At 50.5% G+C, this 16,831-nt stretch carries 14 protein-coding genes; 7 read left to right on the top strand and 7 right to left on the bottom strand.

Annotated features, from left to right (window positions below; genetic code table 11):
• Nucleotide 1: 1 nt before the first annotated feature.
• The 7 genes from ACN5NT_RS13385 to pspA all read right to left on the bottom strand — a co-directional run bounded on the left by ACN5NT_RS13385 (nt 2) and on the right by pspA (nt 6,336).
• Nucleotides 2-1,291 carry a putative sensor domain DACNV-containing protein gene (locus ACN5NT_RS13385; protein WP_419175745.1) on the bottom strand — a complete coding sequence of 430 codons (1,290 nt, stop codon included), beginning with the start codon at nt 1,289-1,291 and terminating at the stop codon, nt 2-4.
• A gap of 333 nt (nt 1,292-1,624) precedes the next feature.
• On the bottom strand, nt 1,625-2,053 hold the full coding sequence (locus ACN5NT_RS13380) for an FKBP-type peptidyl-prolyl cis-trans isomerase (protein WP_136795678.1): 429 nt from the start codon (nt 2,051-2,053) through the stop codon (nt 1,625-1,627).
• 605 nt (nt 2,054-2,658) lie between these two features.
• Nucleotides 2,659-3,732 (bottom strand): saccharopine dehydrogenase family protein, encoded by a 1,074-nt coding sequence (locus tag ACN5NT_RS13375; RefSeq protein WP_136795677.1) that lies wholly within the window; start codon nt 3,730-3,732, stop codon nt 2,659-2,661.
• A gap of 147 nt (nt 3,733-3,879) precedes the next feature.
• The gene (locus ACN5NT_RS13370) at nt 3,880-4,722 is read right to left on the bottom strand and encodes an HAD family hydrolase (protein WP_419175744.1); all 843 of its coding nucleotides are present in this window, start codon (nt 4,720-4,722) and stop codon (nt 3,880-3,882) included.
• A 237-nt stretch (nt 4,723-4,959) separates the two neighbouring features.
• Nucleotides 4,960-5,331 carry an envelope stress response membrane protein PspC gene (pspC, locus tag ACN5NT_RS13365; RefSeq protein ID WP_136795675.1) on the bottom strand — a complete coding sequence of 124 codons (372 nt, stop codon included), beginning with the start codon at nt 5,329-5,331 and terminating at the stop codon, nt 4,960-4,962.
• 11 nt (nt 5,332-5,342) lie between these two features.
• Nucleotides 5,343-5,579 (bottom strand): phage-shock protein, encoded by a 237-nt coding sequence (locus ACN5NT_RS13360; RefSeq protein ID WP_176360086.1) that lies wholly within the window; start codon nt 5,577-5,579, stop codon nt 5,343-5,345.
• A gap of 76 nt (nt 5,580-5,655) precedes the next feature.
• Nucleotides 5,656-6,336, bottom strand: a complete 681-nt coding sequence (gene pspA / locus ACN5NT_RS13355) for a phage shock protein PspA (RefSeq protein WP_419175743.1) — start codon at nt 6,334-6,336, stop codon at nt 5,656-5,658.
• Between the two features lie 230 nt (nt 6,337-6,566).
• On the opposite strand from pspA, the gene pspF reads away from it, so the two are divergent.
• From pspF to ACN5NT_RS13320, 7 genes are all read left to right on the top strand, one after another.
• On the top strand, nt 6,567-7,679 hold the full coding sequence (pspF, locus tag ACN5NT_RS13350; protein ID WP_419175742.1) for a phage shock protein operon transcriptional activator: 1,113 nt from the start codon (nt 6,567-6,569) through the stop codon (nt 7,677-7,679).
• Between the two features lie 273 nt (nt 7,680-7,952).
• Nucleotides 7,953-8,363, top strand: coding sequence for an iron-sulfur cluster assembly scaffold protein (locus ACN5NT_RS13345; protein ID WP_136795672.1), 411 nt, complete (start codon nt 7,953-7,955; stop codon nt 8,361-8,363).
• An 81-nt stretch (nt 8,364-8,444) separates the two neighbouring features.
• Nucleotides 8,445-9,404, top strand: a complete 960-nt coding sequence (gene murB / locus ACN5NT_RS13340; RefSeq protein ID WP_419175741.1) for a UDP-N-acetylmuramate dehydrogenase — start codon at nt 8,445-8,447, stop codon at nt 9,402-9,404.
• A 189-nt stretch (nt 9,405-9,593) separates the two neighbouring features.
• Nucleotides 9,594-11,369, top strand: a complete 1,776-nt coding sequence (locus tag ACN5NT_RS13335) for a c-type cytochrome (RefSeq protein WP_419175740.1) — start codon at nt 9,594-9,596, stop codon at nt 11,367-11,369.
• Complete coding sequence (locus tag ACN5NT_RS13330; protein WP_419175739.1) at nt 11,369-12,427, top strand: hypothetical protein; 1,059 nt, start codon at nt 11,369-11,371, stop codon at nt 12,425-12,427. The genes ACN5NT_RS13335 and ACN5NT_RS13330 overlap by 1 nt, the downstream gene beginning before the upstream one ends.
• A gap of 242 nt (nt 12,428-12,669) precedes the next feature.
• Entirely contained in the window at nt 12,670-15,327 is a 2,658-nt protein-coding gene (gene aceE / locus ACN5NT_RS13325) for a pyruvate dehydrogenase (acetyl-transferring), homodimeric type (RefSeq protein WP_419175738.1), read from the top strand.
• Between the two features lie 56 nt (nt 15,328-15,383).
• Nucleotides 15,384-16,700: a 2-oxo acid dehydrogenase subunit E2 gene (locus ACN5NT_RS13320; RefSeq protein WP_419175737.1), complete on the top strand. Its 1,317-nt coding sequence runs from the start codon at nt 15,384-15,386 to the stop codon at nt 16,698-16,700.
• Nucleotides 16,701-16,831 lie beyond the last annotated feature (131 nt).

Below are 16,831 nucleotides of genomic sequence, written 5' to 3'. Positions count from 1 at the left end.
GCTATTCTTCTGGGTCACGACGGTTTTCAGTGAAATTCCAGAATGTTGCACCCAGTCCTTCATGGAGAACGAGAAGTTCCGCCTGCTGGATGGCTATTACCTCGCCACTCTCATCATCTGTAGTGAAGATGGTGATGTCGCCGTCCTGCGAGACAACAACTGCTACCGCCCCGGGCTGGGCCTGGGCAAAGAGTGCGGCAGACTGGTGCCGTGTTCCACCGATATCGGCGAGACCGACTGTTGTCGCTGAATCTCCCTCCACCGGTTTGATAACACGAATAGTCGAGGACACCTCCTGCCCTTCCCTGGGAATAATTTTAGCTCCAAAGCAGAACACGAAGCGATCAAAGGTCATTACCAGGGCACCATCGACAGCGGTCAGTCGGGCAATATGTCTACATTGCTGGTCAACCTGGGTTCTCATTTTGACCAGCTTGTCGCGCTTGTTGTCTTCCTTGGTTTTGATTAATCCGGAGAAAAAATCGGTGATAGGAGCAAGGAGGGTTGGCTTAACTGCTACATCGTAATCGCTTTCCAGAAAGCTGGCGCCACCGGTGTATGGTATCGGTGCACTGATCGACAGGCGCCAATCGTCTGAGTTTGGCACGACCAGCAGGGTACCTCCCCGGCTATGATTACGCATGGCGCGAGCAGTGTTGAGCAAAGAGGTGTATCGCAGCATTTTCAAGGTTTGACCCTGGTCACCCGTGTCGCTGCTGTCAAGTTTGGGCAAGACGGTCTTCATCATGTTGGAATGATCGATAAAGACCGAAGTATTGGATATGAGAGAACCAATACTTTTGCCGTTAAAGGTTGTCAATACCCGCCCGGGACCAAGAACTTGTATCCATAGCTGCGCGATGAGTAAATCATTGTTTCTGGTTTTGAAGCCCCAGATCTTGAGTAATCCGTTTTCGTCCGGCCACACCCCGATATCGGCACGAGGGTTTTCGAGCGCTGCACCGAGTTTGACCAGGTTTTTCACATCAAATAGAATCGGTCTATCGAAAAGAAAGGTATCGTGCGATTTTTCAGCGGGCATGAATAATATGGAGATCGTAACAACATTCCCTTCATCCAGGGAAAAACTGGTCCAGAATGCACCATCAAGCAGGCTGGCCAATTGTTCTGTAGTAGGGATAGTTCCGGGTTGCTGGGAGACATTTCCAGGGAACCGGGAGGGCGCAGAGGAGCCAGTCAGCTGGTGCATTCTCTGCAACAACTCCTCAACAAATTCAGAATTAAGGCTATATGCGTGGTGGTGCATTGCTTGATCTCTAGTGGTACTCAATAAAAATTCCTTGTTATTGGAACGAGCTTTCGTGTGTAATTTTTATCTATATCAGATGATTATCTGAATAAATGCATCATGGGGGATGCTGAAACTCACGTAAATCAGCTGAGTTCAGGGCACAGTGTAGTCTATTTTTACGAAAACTGCATAGCCCGAATTTTGCGTGAGCATTTTATCCGGGGATGAGAGGTGGGTGGAAAGGAGTCTGGGAGAGGGTAAGGCGTGGGTGGTTGGTCTGAGGTATTGCCTATATAAAAGCAGCCCTCCGCTGCCGGCAGACCGAGTGGATGCCAGCAGCGAATTGCAATACCTTCCAGTTGAGCGAGTGGCTTATGCTATGGCCACCAACTCAAGATCAAAGGTAAGGGTCTCGCCAGCAAGTGGCGGATTACCATCAAGGATTATGGCATCCTCTGTTACCTCTTTGACAAGAACTTCGATATCCTGATCATCTTCATCGGTGAGATGAAGTTCCATACCAACAGATGGCTCTATACTCTCTGGGAACTCAGCTTTTGGGACGCTGACAACCCATTCCTCCTGGCGTTCACCATAAGCTTTAACAGGTGGAATGGTAACGGTTTTTCTCTCACCGATTGCCATGCCCATGATGGCTTCTTCGAAACCATCGATCAGCTGGCCTTCACCCAGGGTGAAAACGACTGGTTCAGTGTCGACGGAAGAATCAAAGACGCTTCCGTCATGGCGTTTACCGGTGTAGTGAACACTTACATTATCTCCATCTTTTGCCTGACTCATACTGAACTCCTTTTTTTGCAAGAAATAGTAGTAATAACGAGGGATAAACTCCATTCGTTATAACAAGGAAATTACATTTCACGAAGAATCCTAAAAGAAGTAAACCCGGGGAGAACAGATGTTCAGGGACTGCCGGGAAGTGCAGCTGGGGTACTGCAGCTGGTTAAACCTTTTCAACTTGTAGGAACTGCAACGTACAGAAAATTGCCCTGTCAGGTGGTGCGATATAACACACTGTGATACGAAACTCAGAACAAAAATACAAGCCTAATTTTTCGTGTTTTTTCTATTGGCCCATCCAATTAAGGCTATTAAACTGAATTTCTTTGATTTCTTCCGGTAAAAAAAATTGTATACGCAAATTGAGGCAACGTTAACGAGTCACATGTTACCATGGGCTGTAGTCATCAACCCTTGCATGATAAGGGATTGAGCTTATGCTACTGAAACAGATGAGAAAAAGCAATCCACAGGCACGGTGTGTTTATGGTGTTAGGAAAATGCCAATTTCTTTGCCGGGTATAAAATATTGAACAAATCAGTATGCTTCATCCACCAACGCTGCTTTCGTCAGGGTTGCCTTGGCAGCTGTTACCTGTTTTGCTTCATTCAAGGTTCCCGTAGAGCTTGCCATTCTGTGTCTGCAGGAATTTTTGAAGTGGTATTTCTTCCTGTTTGAGAAAACCGGTAGCCGGCAGGCTGCCGTTGGCGACCAGTTCCACTACCGAGCAGACAGACGCTGCAGTGGTCCAGGCGATGGCTCTGCAGGTCGTGCCGTTTACCGCTATTGGATAGAAGCTTCTGACGAATTCATCACGAAAGAGGCGTTCCTTTTTCCAGCCCTCAGCCGTGGCGTGAATATAGACCACATCGTCATTGACACTGGGCTTGGCATTGGTGAGAATTCTGCCGGCCAGCTCGCGTTGTTCCCGCATCAGGAGCTCATGGAAAAAGAAGTTCATCAGCTGGCAGTGGCCGGGGTAGCGAACCGATTTGTAATCGAGATTTTCAACTCTGCCGAGAAAGCTTTGACACATTGTGCCAAGTCCACCTGATGTGGTGAAGGCTTCGAGGGGAACCCCGTTGATCACCAGCTGTTCCAACCATTCCATTGGGGAGACCCACTTGTGTGTGCCATCTTCAATGACCTCACAGTCATTGAGGTACTCATTGACAACACCTTCCGGAGACCAGTTGAAGGCATAACCAAGCAGGCCGGTGGGATGTTGTGGCAGAGCACCTACCCGGAGCTTGATCGAGCGGATTTTGTCAAAGTCTGCCGCAAGGGAAGCGCCAACGATGCCAATAAACCCAGGAGCCAACCCGCACTGCGGCGCCATTATTGATGTGCTATTCTTACTCATCTCGATAATGGCCCTGGTGGTGGGCACATCTTCTGTGAGATCGAAATAATGAATACCGTTCTCGTGTGCGATGGAGGCTATGGTGAGGTTGAAGGTGTATGGAAGGCAGGAGACAACAGCATCGTGGGAACAGACTAAGCCGGCTAGCTCCCCGGGGTTGGTGACGTCGATTTCAACCGTCTTGAAAGGCTTGCCTTTTTGGGGAGTAATGTCTGCCCCGGTGACAGAGAAGCCCGAGATATTGAGAAGTTCTGCGACCAGAAAACCGATCTTGCCAAGACCAAGTACAGCAACCGATTGTATTCGCCTGTTCATGGTTCCCCTTGGGTTGAAGTGTACACCTTTTATGTTAGCATGTCGAAAACGGGCAATAAAATCAAGGTATGAGGCCGGAATTAATGAAATTCAACCATGTCATGGTGGTGCAATCGTGCCGGAGGAATAGACTGGGACAGCTGGTTCTTATGAGCTGGAGGTGCGCTTGAGGATATCCCGGACAGCATGACAGAAGCCACCTTCATCGTTTGCCGGGACAAGATTGTATCTGCCGTGGAGTTCTGGTGGTGCATTTGCGAGCAGGTAACTCACCTGAGTGAAGTCGAGCAGGTCTATGTCATTATAATCATTGCCGATACCTGTTGTTTTGCGGTGGTCGATATCGAGGTGTTGGCAGAGCCAGGCGGCCCCGCTGCCTTTATGGACATTTTCAGGGTAGATTTCCATCCAGATTGAACGGTGGTCCAGGGGGGAGGTGGTACGGGTGACCTGATAACCATTCAATTTTTTGCTGATACGTTGGAAACTTGAGGGGTCATCGTCCAGTATGGCGATTATCTGGGCGCTCTGTTCGGGGTAGTGTCCTGAGCTTGAAAAATCGGAGGCATAATTACGATAGAGCGAGATACGGTTGGTAAAATCGATGTTTGCAGAATTTGTCTTCCTGAAGGTGAAACAGTGATTTTCAGGCACCGGTTCATGTACCATATAGTCGGTGTCGTAGTGTTCCAGGGTGGAAGTAATTTGTTCTATATCAGAGCGATTAAGATAATGGCTGTGTAGCAATTCGCCATTGGCAAGGTCAAGGATTCCGGCTCCGGTGGAGAAAATGAGATAATCGGCAGGAAAGTCGCTGGGAATAACACGCCTGAACGACAAGTAGGAACGGCCAGTGGCGATTACCCTTACAATTCCAGCTTTACCCAGCATGTGCAGGCAGTCGAGACTGGCATCGCTCACCTGCTGGTTCGAGTTGAGGAGCGTGCCGTCGAGGTCGGTAAATATGGCGCTGCCAGTGGTCATTGTCATGGATATTCTGCCAGATTGATAGGGGGCGGTTAAATTTTAGTTGATTCCCCTTAAACCTTTATAGCCTCATGCCCTGCTTCGTGAAGCTGAGCTTCAGGGTAATGAGAAAATTCTATATGCTGTCTTTACCATAGCGAAGATCTTTCGAAAAACAACACCAGCCCGCTCGGCGCAATAAAAAAACGGTTGCCGCATGTGTTATGCTGCAACCGTTTAATTCGTAGATGTAAATATGGTTTAGGAGTTGAACTTTTGTTCCCACTCGTAATCACGACCGGTAACTTTATCTTCCATGCGCCGAATCCGTCGCTCAAGATTTTCGTACTTGCGCCTGATGCGCTGGGCGGCATTTTGGGGAGAATAGGTGTAGCTATCGTAAAACTCCTGTTCTTCCTCGTTTTCTATGGGGCGGACAGGCTCCGGTTTCATTAAGAGCGCCGCCACGATATAGATGCCGATTACAGGCCAGAAACCGCTCAGCAAAAAGACGATCACCATGGCGATTCGTACCCAGAAGACTGACAGGTCGAAAGACTCTGCCAGGCCCCGGCATACACCGACCAATACGCCGTTTCGCGAGCGGTAAATTCCTCTTTTATTTCTCTTCATTCGTTGTTCCTCTATTTTTTCTGACGTTCCATCAGGATAGTTTCCAGGGTGTCGATTCTTTGTTCCATCTTGGAGAGGCCGTGGTAGATTTCCTGAATCATTTTTGCCTCTTCATTTTGTGCTGCCCTTGAGCTGCCGGAGAGTCCTGATCTACGGGTTTTGACAATAGTCAGAATAGTTCCGCAGACAAGGGCTGCAAAGGTAAGGAGCGAACCGAAGATAATGGCTACAATTATTACTGAGGTCATGGTGGGTAATTCCCTGAGCTAGCTTTATGAATGGGCCTTCGCTGATCACGAATTGTCCATCCGGCATAGGATCTGATTACTCGTCAGACTTTTTCTCAGCAGTGTATTTGGCAGCCTTCATCTTGGCAAGTTCGTTCTCGATGTCATCGTCAGATTTGAGGTCGTCGAACTGCTCGTCAAGAGTGGGTTTTTTGCCAAAGTTCACCATATCTGCCTCTGCTTCCATCTGGTCAATGCGGCGCTCAAGGCCTTCAAAACGTGCCATGGTCTCGACGCTGTCCATTCTGCGAATATCCTCCTGGGCGCGCTTCTTGCCATTTGCCCGCTTGTGTCGCTGGATGAGCATCCGCTTCTTCTCTTTGGCTGAGTTGAGTCGCTCTTCAAGCTCACCGATGTCTTCACGGTATTGGTCGATCAGTCCACCATGGTCTGAAATCTCAGCCCTTAGAGCTTCGACCAGTTCGGCAAAACGACGCTTTTCGATGAGTGCTTCACGGGCAAGATCGTCTCTGCCTTTGTCAACGGCAAGTTCTGCCCTTTCGCCCCAGAGTCTCTCTCTGGACTGCATTTCTTCGAGTTTTCGATTCAGTTTTTTGCGCTCGGCAATCACTCCGGCGCAGGATGATTTTAATTCAACCAGCGTGTCTTCCATTTCCCTGATCATCATTTTGATCATTTTTTCAGGGTCTTCAGCCTTATCCAGCATTGAGTTGATGTTGGAGCTTACTATATCGCTAAATCGAGTGAAAATGCCCATTATGGCCTCCTGTTGTTTGTTCTATGTGTGTTGAACTCTGTTGGCGGTGTCCGTTACGTCTGTTACTCATCCACACTTGATGTACATCTGTTAAAGCAGAAAACGTGCCAAAATGGTGTATTATAGAAATGGACCGTAATTGCAGGGAATTGCCCATTTGATCGGGAAATGGCATGCGGTACTATGTGCCAATGTGTGGATTAATTAACTGATAGTTGGTATGATGCGCCATGTCTGAATATTCCGAAAAGAAGAGAGAGGAGCAATATCTGAGAAGTGTTGATTCCGCAGCTCAGGCTCCAGCCGATGCACTGGGTCAGTCTGAACAGTTTCTCCATTTCCAGGAACGCGTCTCCCGCGTTGCGGCTGTCGATAGACCTGTATTGCTTATTGGCGAGAGGGGAACGGGCAAGGAACTCGCTTCCCGCAGATTACACTTTCTTTCCAGCCGCTGGTCCGGACCGTTTGTTACCTTAAATTGTGCAGCGCTTACCCCGACCCTGATCGAATCTGAACTTTTTGGTTACGAAAAGGGCGCATTCACAGGTGCAGAGAGTAGGCGGACAGGGCGTTTTGAGGCGGCTGACGGCGGTACGCTCTTCCTTGATGAGATAGGTCTGCTGCCGGTTGAAGTACAGGAAAAAATTCTGAGGGTAGTGGAGTACGGTTCCTTTGAGCGGGTAGGTTCAACCAGACCGATTGAAGTGGATGTGCGTATAGTGGGGGCGACCAACGCAGATCTCCCGGCTCTGGCCAGGCAGGGCAAGTTCAAATCGGACCTGTTGGATCGTCTTTCCTTTGAAGTGCTTTTTGTGCCTCCGCTGCGGGTAAGGGATGAGGATATCATGTTGCTGGCAAACCATTTTGCCGCGCGAATGGCTTATGAACTGTCCAGGGAAGAGGTACCGGAGTTCAGCCTTGAGACGATCGAAGCCATGGAGAGCTATAGCTGGCCTGGGAATATCAGGGAATTAAAAAATGTAGTGGAGCGCGCGGTCTATTCTGCTGATGACGAAAAAATCGAAGATGTGGTGTTTAATCCTTTTTCTTCACCATTTACCTCCCCGGTTGAGTCGTCGCCGGAAGATGTGCAGCAGACACCCGATTACCAGGTTGAGAAACGCCGGGAGCATCGCCGGGAGGCGGTCTCAGAAGGGGTGAAAACGAGTTTGGATAAACCACTTAAAGAGGCTGTGCGGGAACTCGAAATTGCCATGATTCGTGAAGCGCTTGATGTTTGCCGTTTCAATCAGCGGAAGGCGGCCGCAAAGTTGTCCCTGAGTTATGACCAGCTGAGGAATCTGATCCGTAAGCATGGCAATGCCGTGCTTGAAAAAAAGTGAAGCTGTCTTTGAAAAACGATGCAAATCGTAATTTTTGCCTATGATGGAAAGTGTCATGAAAATAGCCGTAATATCTTTCTGGTAGAGTGTGGTGTATTGCGGTATAGAGGAAAACAGTTTGCTTATAAACGACAACTAAGTCATTAAAAAAGCGGTCTTCGTTAAAAAATCCCCTTTGGTTTTTGCCTGACTCTGGGTAGGATGACCCCGCTTGTAATGTTGTGCCTGGGATGCGTGTCTAAGCTATTGCATGGAGATAAGGGTAATTAAGGTATGGAACTTACAGGAATAGCGCTGGCTTTCGGGGTGTTGTTATTACTTGGGCTTTGCTGGTTTGGTTTTCATTACTGGGCCAATCCGCCTATGAAGGATGCCGACGCAGTATCCAGAATTACTGGAAACTGTGGTGATACCATGGAACTGGCCTTACGGTTTGGTGGCGATAAAGTCATTCAGACCCGGCATTGGACCGACGGTTGTTCGGTTTCCAACCAGTGTGTCGAGGCGGCGGCCATGCTCTCAAGTGGAAAACACGTTGCTGAGCTTAAGAAAATCAACATGATGGATATAATGGAGATAACAGGTCAGTTACCTGAGACCCATCTCCATTGTGCCCAGCTGGCTGAAACCGTGCTGCAAAAGACGGTTCAGGAATATATCAAAGGACTTGGCGCACAAACCTGACACCGTAAATGATACCGGGTCGGTATTGCGCGTAGAAAATATGCCTGCAACAGAGGCAGGCACCGGCAGAATAGAGCAGTTATGACCAGAATGCAGCAGCATAAATGTATCGGGCTGGCCGATTGTAGCGAACTACCGAGTGAGGTTGTGTGTTATGACGAGCCGATGGCCAAACACACCTCTTTCAAGATTGGCGGGCCTGCGGACCTGTTTCTGGAGCCTCGCACATACGAGGAGCTGCTGGCCTGTTTGCAGATGGTTCATAAAAACGACCTGCCGTACTTTCTGCTGGGCGGGGGAACCAATATTCTGGTTTCCGACCGGGGCATTCGCGGTGTGGTTATCTCTACGAGATGTTTAGATAAGATTTTTTTTACTGGTGATGTCCTCACTGTCCAGGCTGGAGCCACAGTCGAGAGCGTCTGTGAGGCTGCTGAAAAGCACAGCCTGGGTGGTATTGAGTTTATTTACGGCATGCCCGGCACCATTGGTGGTGCGGCATGGATGAATGCCCGTTGCTACGGCAGCTCAATCTCAGATGTACTCAGGCAGGCTGCTGTAATTACAAGCAGTTTTCAGTGCGAGACAATCGATAATGATCCGGAACTGTTCGGCTATAAACAATCTCCTTTTCAAAAGATGAAAAGTTGCATCTGGGAAGTGAGCCTGCAGTTGCAGGAGGCTGATCGATCCTCGTTGCGTAAAGCCATGGAGGAGAATCTGGCGGACAGGATGGAAAAAGGGCATTTCACCGCTCCCTCCGCAGGCTCTCTTTTTAAAAACAATCGTGATTTCGGAGCACCGACCGGCCAAATCATCGATGAACTTGGTTTGCGGGGGCGGGTTGCCGGTGGTGCTGCCATTGCGCCATTTCATGGTAATATCTTTATCAACCAGGAGAATGCCACTGCAGATGATGTGTTGAGCCTTATCCGCCTTGCCGTTGAAACCGCCTGGAAGAATAGGCATATTCGCCTGGAGCCGGAAGTGCGGTTAATTGGGGATTGGGCGGTGGAGGAACTCGCCTTTCTCAATCCCTGATGGAGTACTTTTTCAACCCGCTTCTCCTTTTGGAGGCGAACTGGTGTTTGCCACAATGTCGTAACTGAATGCTTTATCTTTACATTTCCTGATATTAGTACCCTTTCTCAATTGCCTCTTATTCCCTTATTGGGTATCCTTGAATCGTTGCCTGACACTGTAGTCTGATTCAAAACCCCGGAGGGAGTCATGAATTACCCAATCTGGTATTTACCCGAGATCGGCGGCGGAACGCTGATCGCCCTGATCGCAGTTTTTCATGTATTCATATCCCATTTTGCCGTGGGGGGTGGGCTTTATCTGGTAATGGCCGAAAAGAAGGCGCTGCGGGAAGGTAGTGACGCCATCATGGAGTTTACCCGTCGTCATGCCCGTTTTTTTCTGCTGGTCACCATGGTGCTCGGCTCCATCAGCGGAGTGGGGATCTGGTTTATCATTGCCCTTGTCAGCCCCACCGCCACCTCCTACCTGATTCACAGCTTTGTTTTCGGCTGGGCGGCGGAGTGGGTGTTCTTCATGGTCGAGATCGCCGCCGCTTTTGTCTATTTTTACATGTTCGGCAAGATGGACTCCCGCGATCATCTGCGGGTGGGCTATCTCTATTTCTTTGCAGCCTGGATGTCGCTTTTTTTGATCAACGGCATCGTTGGCGCTATGCTGACACCCGGAGCCTGGGCAGAAAATGGTAATTTCTGGCAGGGGTTCTTCAACCCTTCCTTCTGGCCGTCTCTTTTCTTCAGAACGTTTATTTCGATTCTTCTGGCAGGCTGCTACGGCTATCTTACCGCCTCTTTTTCAAAAGAGACGGAAGTGCGCGAACCAATGACCCGCTTCTCGGGGCTCTGGTCACTGGTCGCCCTGGTTGGCTGTGTGCCCGCGGGGCTCTGGTATCTCGGAGTATTGCCTGAGGAGGCGAGGGCACTGGTTCTGGGTAAATCACCCACCATTGGCGTCATGTTGCAAAATGGCATGGCTGCCGTGGTGCTGCTCCTGGTGATAACGTTGCTGGCCGGTATTCTTAAGCCGTCATTCAATAACAAGGCTGTTGCTGCCGTGGCCATGGTTTGTGCCTTTATCTCCATGGGTTCCTTTGAGTGGGTGCGTGAGGCGGCCAGACGACCCTATGTGTTGAACGAGGTGATCTATTCGAATTCGATCAGAAAAGATCACCTCGAAATGCTGAACGAGCAGGGGTATCTGCGCTCGGCTCTATGGCTGGAGAACAAGGAGGTAACAGCAGACAACTCCATGGCAGCCGGTCGGGAGCTGTTTATTCACCAGTGTTATGCCTGTCACACCATGGGCGGCGGCAATAACGATCTGGCTGTTCTTACCGAAAAGATGAGTTATAACGCACTGGTCAGCTATATCAACCGCATCCATGAAGTACGCTATTTTATGCCACCCTTCGCCGGTACCGAAGATGAGGCCAAAGCGCTGGCAGGCTATATCGCAGGTGAGATCCACGGCAAGGAGATCATCGAAGTACGCCAGCCTTCGGCTGATCCGTTGGCTCTGGGGGAGGCCATGTTTGACCAGCACTGCTCTGCCTGCCACAGCCCCGACGACGTTGCACCATATTTTTCCGGTGAAGCCAGGGAAGTTATCGCCGAATCTCTGCTGAACCTGAATGAAATATCGGATGAGATGGAACCCTTTTCCGGTTCTCGGCAGGAACGTTCTGCTCTTGCTGACTACTTGATGTCTATAAATGGTGAATTGGAACCTGCTGAGACTGCACCTCTTCAGGCGAAAAGTGGTGAGCCAGTATTTGAGATGAACTGTTCCATGTGTCATGAAGCGGAGGAGGCGGCGGAGATGGTCGTAGATTGGACCTTCGAGGAAATTTTTAATAATCTTGGAAAACTCGATCAGCTCTCGGATGAGATGGAGCCTTTTGCGGGAAGTGATGAAGAACGCCGGCAGTTAGCAGCATTTCTCGATAGCCTGAAAGGAGGTGAGTAATGGAAACTTTTCTGATTCCGCAAGCCGATACGATCCCCGCAAGCTGGGGCTGGTTCCAGTTTCTGTTGCTTCTCACCTTCCCCCTGCACCTGCTGGCCATGAACGCTATGCTTGGAGGGCTGGTAATTGGAGTGATGCAACATATCAACGGTGGGGAGCTGCAGAAGCGTCTGGCTCACCGGGTTGCCATTGCCACCCCGCTACTCATTGCCCTGGTGGTCAACCTGGGGGTGGCCCCCTTTTTGTTTTTGCAGGTGCTCTACGGGCAGTTCATTTATACCAGCTCGATCCTGATGGGCCTTTTCTGGATTCTGGTTATCCCTGTGCTGATTCTGGCCTATTCGGGTGGCTATCTCTACGATTTCAAATTTGCAGGGCTCGGCAGGTTCGGCATCGTCGTGGGAGGCTTATGCTGCCTTGCTTTTCTTGCAATTGCGGCCATGTTCTCCAACAATATGCTGCTGATGGTGTCGCCGGGGAAATTCAGTGAATATTTCGCATCCATGAACGGCACGATGTTGCTTACAGATTCTATCCAGTTCTGGCCGCGCTATCTGCACATGGTCGTCAGTGCTCTTGCTATCGGAGGGCTGGCTGTGGCGCTGCTTGGTCGCTTTCAGGCTGAACGGGACCTGAACCTGGCGGATCATGCAACTGCACTGGGTCTGCGAACATTCTGGATTCTCACCCTGGTGAATATCCCCGTCGGGGCCCTTTTTCTGATGAGCCTCCCCAAAGAGCAGATGATGCTCTTCATGGGCCGTGATATGGGGGCAACTGTTGCTTTTGGTATAGGGCTGCTCCTCACTTTGGGAGCGGTCGTTACCGGCATCCGCAGGAAGCTGTGGCTGACCATTATGCATGTGGTGCTGCTGGTCTATGTCATGGTCTTTATGCGGGCCTGGTTGCGTTCAGACTATTTGCGGCAGCATTTCACCCTGGATCAGCTCGAACTGGTGCCCCAATATTCTCCAATGATCTTCTTTTTCGCCACTCTGGGCTTGGGCGTTATCTGTCTTGTCTGGCTGTGGCGAACCACTGCCAAAGCCATGGCCTGAACAGGCACCACCCCAAGCCTTCCCCAGGGGTGGCAGCCCTGGACTCAGCAAGCCGGCAATTCGTATGCTGCTGCCCTTATCTGCGACTTTTTGCTATTGATGATTTTCTTGCGAAGGCGAAAACATTAATGCTAACGTTAAATTGCAGTTGTTTCTGAATTTCCCATGAATTGAATTGAATTTTCATGGGAAATTCAGGGCGCGTTGCAATTCCTTTTTCCAAATACAACCATAGGTGTGGCATGAGCTCATACTATCATGATCCGGACCCCCAGGAGACCGCTGACTGGTTGGAATCTCTGGATGGCGTCATAAAGCACGAAGGAAAGGAGAAGACAGACTATTTGCTGACCAGACTGACCGACCGGGCGCGACAGCTGGGGGTTCAGACTTCGCCTGGCATCCTCACACCATATGGCAATACCCTGTTGCCGGATGGTGGCGCTTCTATTCCGGATGAATCATTTATCGGCAGGAACGTTGCCGCCTATGTACGGTGGAATGCTATGGCGATGGTTGCCAGGGCCAACAAGGATGGTAAAGGGCTTGGTGGTCATATCGCCACCTATACCTCTGTCTCTTCCATGTACGAAGTTGGTTTTAACTGGTTCTTCAGAGGGCCTCAGGCCGAGTTCGGCGCGGACATGATCTACTTTCAGGGGCACAGTTCCCCCGGTGTCTATGCCCGTGCATTTGTCGAGGGGCGATTGGATGAAGAACATCTCGAGAACTTCAGGCAGGAAGTGAATGGAAACGGTCTTTCATCCTACCCGCACCCCTGGCTGATGCCGGATTTCTGGCAGTTTCCCACCGTTTCAATGGGGCTCGGACCGATGGCTGCCATCTATCAGGCACGTTTTATGAAATATATGGACAGTCGCGGTTTACGTGAAGCAGGTGATCGTAAAGTTTGGGTTTTTATGGGAGATGGGGAATCCGACGAGCCGGAGTCGCTGGGTGCACTGTCGCTCGCTGCCCGGGAGAATCTCGATAATCTGATATTCGTGGTCAACTGTAACCTGCAGCGGCTCGATGGTCCGGTACGGGGAAATGGTAAAATCATCCAGGAACTGGAAGGGCGGTTCCGGGGCGCTGGCTGGCACGTGATAAAACTCATCTGGGGCAGTGAGTGGGATAAAATTCTGGCCAGGGATACCAAGGGGTTGTTGTTGAAAAAGTTCGGCAACATGGTTGATGGTGATTTCCAGACCATCCGTGCCAGAGGGCCGGAGTACCTGCGAGAATTAGTTTTCTCGAAAGAACCTGAACTGGCGGCTCTGGTGGAGGATATCAGTGATCGTGAGCTCTGGCAGATGACTCGCGGCGGCCATGATCCAAGAAAAGTGTATGCGGCTTTCGATGCCGCCACTAATTATAAGGGGCAGCCGACGGTAATTCTGGTCAAAACGATCAAGGGCTTTGGTATGGGCCAGGCCGGTGAGTCGGTTATGGTGGCGCATAACGTCAAGAAAATGGACGTAGAGTCACTTAAAGCCTTTCGTGACCGCTTTCATGTGCCGCTGGAAGACGAGGACCTGGAAGCCTTGCCCTTCATCCGACCACCTGAAGGCAGTGCTGAAGACCTGTTTTTAAAAGAGCGGCGTAAGATAATGGGCGGGCCGGTACCATATCGGGAGACATCTCACATCCCTTTGCAGACACCGGAGCTGGAGGCTTTCACGGCTGTGCTGGGTTCTTCGAAAGGCAGAGAGATATCAACGACCATGGCCTTTGTGCGTATGCTTGGCTCACTGGTGAAGGATAAAGAAATTGGCAAGTATATAGTTCCGATCATTCCGGATGAGGCCAGGACCTTTGGTATGGAAGGGTTATTCAGGCAACTCGGTATTTATGCCCCGACCGGCCAGCTCTATGAACCACAGGATTCTGAGACCATTTCCTGGTACCGTGAAGACCCTGAAGGACAGATCCTGGAAGAGGGAATAACCGAGGCGGGCGCTATCTCATCATGGCTTGCGGCAGGAACAGCCCATTCCAACTATGGGGTGCCGATGATACCCTTTTATTCCTTTTACTCCATGTTTGGTTTTCAGCGGATTGGTGACCAGCTTTGGGGTGCGGGGGACAGTCGCGCCAAAGGTTTTCTGATGGGCGCGACTTCCGGCCGTACTACCCTGAACGGTGAAGGCCTGCAGCATCAGGATGGTCAGGCGTTACTTTTCGCCTCAACATTTCCCACCTGCCTGGCCTATGATCCGACCTTCAGCTATGAAGTTGCTGTACTGGTGCAGAAGGGTATTGAACGGATGTACCGCGATGGCGAGGAAGTTTTCTACTATATCACTCTGCTGAACGAGAATTATGAACACCCGGAAATGAGAGAAGGGATGGTGGAGGGGATTAACAGGGGAATGTACCTCTTCCAGCAAGGGGATGACAGTGAGTTGCGGGTGCAGTTGATGGGCAGTGGCTCAATATTACGGGAGGTCATTGCCGCCGCACGTTTGTTGAAAGATGATTTTCAGGTTGAGGCTGATGTCTGGTCTATTCTTGGGGTAAATCAACTCCACCGGGAGGGGATGGAGGTGGAGGACTGGAACAGGAATCACCCGGAGCAACCGAAAAAAATGTCCTACGTGGAAGAGCAGCTCCAGGGGTATGGCGGCCCTGTGGTTATCAGTACCGATTATGTGCAGGCGTATGGAGAACAGCTTCGCAGGCTCATCCCCAACCCGCTCACTGTATTGGGGGCTGATGGCTTTGGCCGCAGTGACAAGAGGGCCGTGCTTCGGGATTTTTTTAAAGTAGACAGATACCATATCGTAGTCGCAGCATTAAAGGGGCTTGCCGACCAGGACAGCATCAGCCTGGCAACAGTGAGAGAGGCTATCGACAAGTATCCCGTCAACCCGGATGCAGAACACCCCATGAAAAGATAAATAGAGTTAGAATTATAGAATTTCAAACAGTTGTAGAGACGTCACAGGAGACGATGATGGCTGTTGAGAAAATTGTGGTTCCTGATTTCGGTGATGTGCAGGAAATTACTGTGGTCGAGGTGTATATAAAAGCCGGAGACGAGGTTGAGAAGGAGAGTCCGCTCATTGCCCTGGAAAGTGAAAAAGCGGTGATGGATATTCCATCTCCCATGGGTGGCGTTATCACTGCGGTACATGTCAGCGAGGATGATACGGTACAAAGCGGTGACCTGATCGCTGAAATCGAACTGGCGGCAGAAGATGTGAAAACCGCAGATTCAGAACAAGAGGAACAACCTGCAGTTGAAGAGCCTGAAGGTAAACTCGAAGAACCCGGAGCAGAACCAGAGGCAGAACCAGAACCGCCGGCGAAAGAGCAGCCAGCAGAGCCCGCTGCCGAAGAGTCCGCCGGGGCCCCGATTGCATCCGCCGGGACCACTGTGTATCACGCCACCCCCTCGGTGAGAACCTATGCCCGTGAGCTGGGTGTCGATCTGGCGCTGGCGGCCGGCACTGGCCCCAAAGGGAGGATTACCCGAGAGGATGTCCAGCAACTGGTGAAAAGGGTCATGCAGTCTGGCCCGGCGGCGATTTCACCGGCTCAGCAACCGCCGGAAGATTTTTCGGTCTATGGGGTAACCGAGGAACTCAAGCTGAGTCGTATCAAGAAGATATCGGGGCCGCATCTGCAGCGGAGCTGGCAGGCTATCCCCCATGTGACTCACTTCGATGAAGCGGATGTGACAGAGCTTGAAAAGTTCCGCGAGCAGCTCAACGATGAAGCGGGTGAGGATGGCATACGCTATAGTCCGCTGATTTTTATCATCCGGGCGGTAACTGCGGCGCTGAAATGCTATCCCTCCTTCAACAGTTCTCTGGTGCCGGCAGGCGATACACTGATAATCAAGAAATTTTATAATATTGGTATCGCCGTAGACACTCCGAATGGGCTGGTGGTACCTGTGGTGAAAAATGCGGATGAGAAGGGGTTGGCCGAAATTGCAACGGAGCTGGGTAGGCTCAGCGGTGCTGCCCGGGAGGGTAAGCCGGCGATCGATGATTTGCAGGGCGCCTCATTTACCATCTCCAGCCTGGGCGGTATCGGCGGGACCGGTTTCACCCCAATAGTCAATAGTCCACAGGTGGCGATTCTAGGTCTGTCCCGCAGTTCGGTGCAGCCGGTCTGGAACAGAGATCTGGAGGAGTTCATTCCGCGGACTCTATTGCCATTTTCTCTCTCATATGATCATCGGGTAATTGACGGGGCTGAGGCGGCTCGGTTCTGTCGTCATCTTTCCGGCATAATGCAAGATTTGCGAAGAGCTCTGTTGTGAAAGATGAAATGATCAGTCAGGAAGGGTTTGGCAGTGTAAGCCGACAAAAATATGTTCGAAAAATACGAATTACGTTATAATGCTGCCCGTTAAATGTCTATTTCATTAACATTGTTGAATCGATAATATCT

Origin of the sequence: Desulfosediminicola sp. (genome assembly GCF_048381775.1) — a bacterium.
Classification (GTDB): Bacteria; Desulfobacterota; Desulfobulbia; order Desulfobulbales; family Desulfocapsaceae; genus Desulfopila; species Desulfopila ganghwensis.
Note: the sequence above shows the minus strand (reverse complement) of the source record. Positions and strands in the feature narration are given on the sequence as shown.

Bases quoted from the DNA above. Each gene is read 5' to 3' on its own strand.
- pspC (WP_136795675.1), bottom strand. From the start codon at position 5,331: ATGAAGAGAAATAAAAGAGGAATTTACCGCTCGCGAAACGGCGTATTG.
- ACN5NT_RS13380 (WP_136795678.1), bottom strand. From the start codon at position 2,053: ATGAGTCAGGCAAAAGATGGAGATAATGTAAGTGTTCACTACACCGGT.
- ACN5NT_RS13375 (WP_136795677.1), bottom strand. From the start codon at position 3,732: ATGAACAGGCGAATACAATCGGTTGCTGTACTTGGTCTTGGCAAGATC.
- ACN5NT_RS13320 (WP_419175737.1), top strand. From the start codon at position 15,384: ATGGCTGTTGAGAAAATTGTGGTTCCTGATTTCGGTGATGTGCAGGAA.
- ACN5NT_RS13345 (WP_136795672.1), top strand. From the start codon at position 7,953: ATGGAACTTACAGGAATAGCGCTGGCTTTCGGGGTGTTGTTATTACTT.
- pspF (WP_419175742.1), top strand. From the start codon at position 6,567: ATGTCTGAATATTCCGAAAAGAAGAGAGAGGAGCAATATCTGAGAAGT.
- aceE (WP_419175738.1), top strand. From the start codon at position 12,670: ATGAGCTCATACTATCATGATCCGGACCCCCAGGAGACCGCTGACTGG.
- murB (WP_419175741.1), top strand. From the start codon at position 8,445: ATGACCAGAATGCAGCAGCATAAATGTATCGGGCTGGCCGATTGTAGC.
- ACN5NT_RS13370 (WP_419175744.1), bottom strand. From the start codon at position 4,722: ATGACAATGACCACTGGCAGCGCCATATTTACCGACCTCGACGGCACG.
- ACN5NT_RS13335 (WP_419175740.1), top strand. From the start codon at position 9,594: ATGAATTACCCAATCTGGTATTTACCCGAGATCGGCGGCGGAACGCTG.
- ACN5NT_RS13360 (WP_176360086.1), bottom strand. From the start codon at position 5,579: ATGACCTCAGTAATAATTGTAGCCATTATCTTCGGTTCGCTCCTTACC.
- pspA (WP_419175743.1), bottom strand. From the start codon at position 6,336: ATGGGCATTTTCACTCGATTTAGCGATATAGTAAGCTCCAACATCAAC.
- ACN5NT_RS13330 (WP_419175739.1), top strand. From the start codon at position 11,369: ATGGAAACTTTTCTGATTCCGCAAGCCGATACGATCCCCGCAAGCTGG.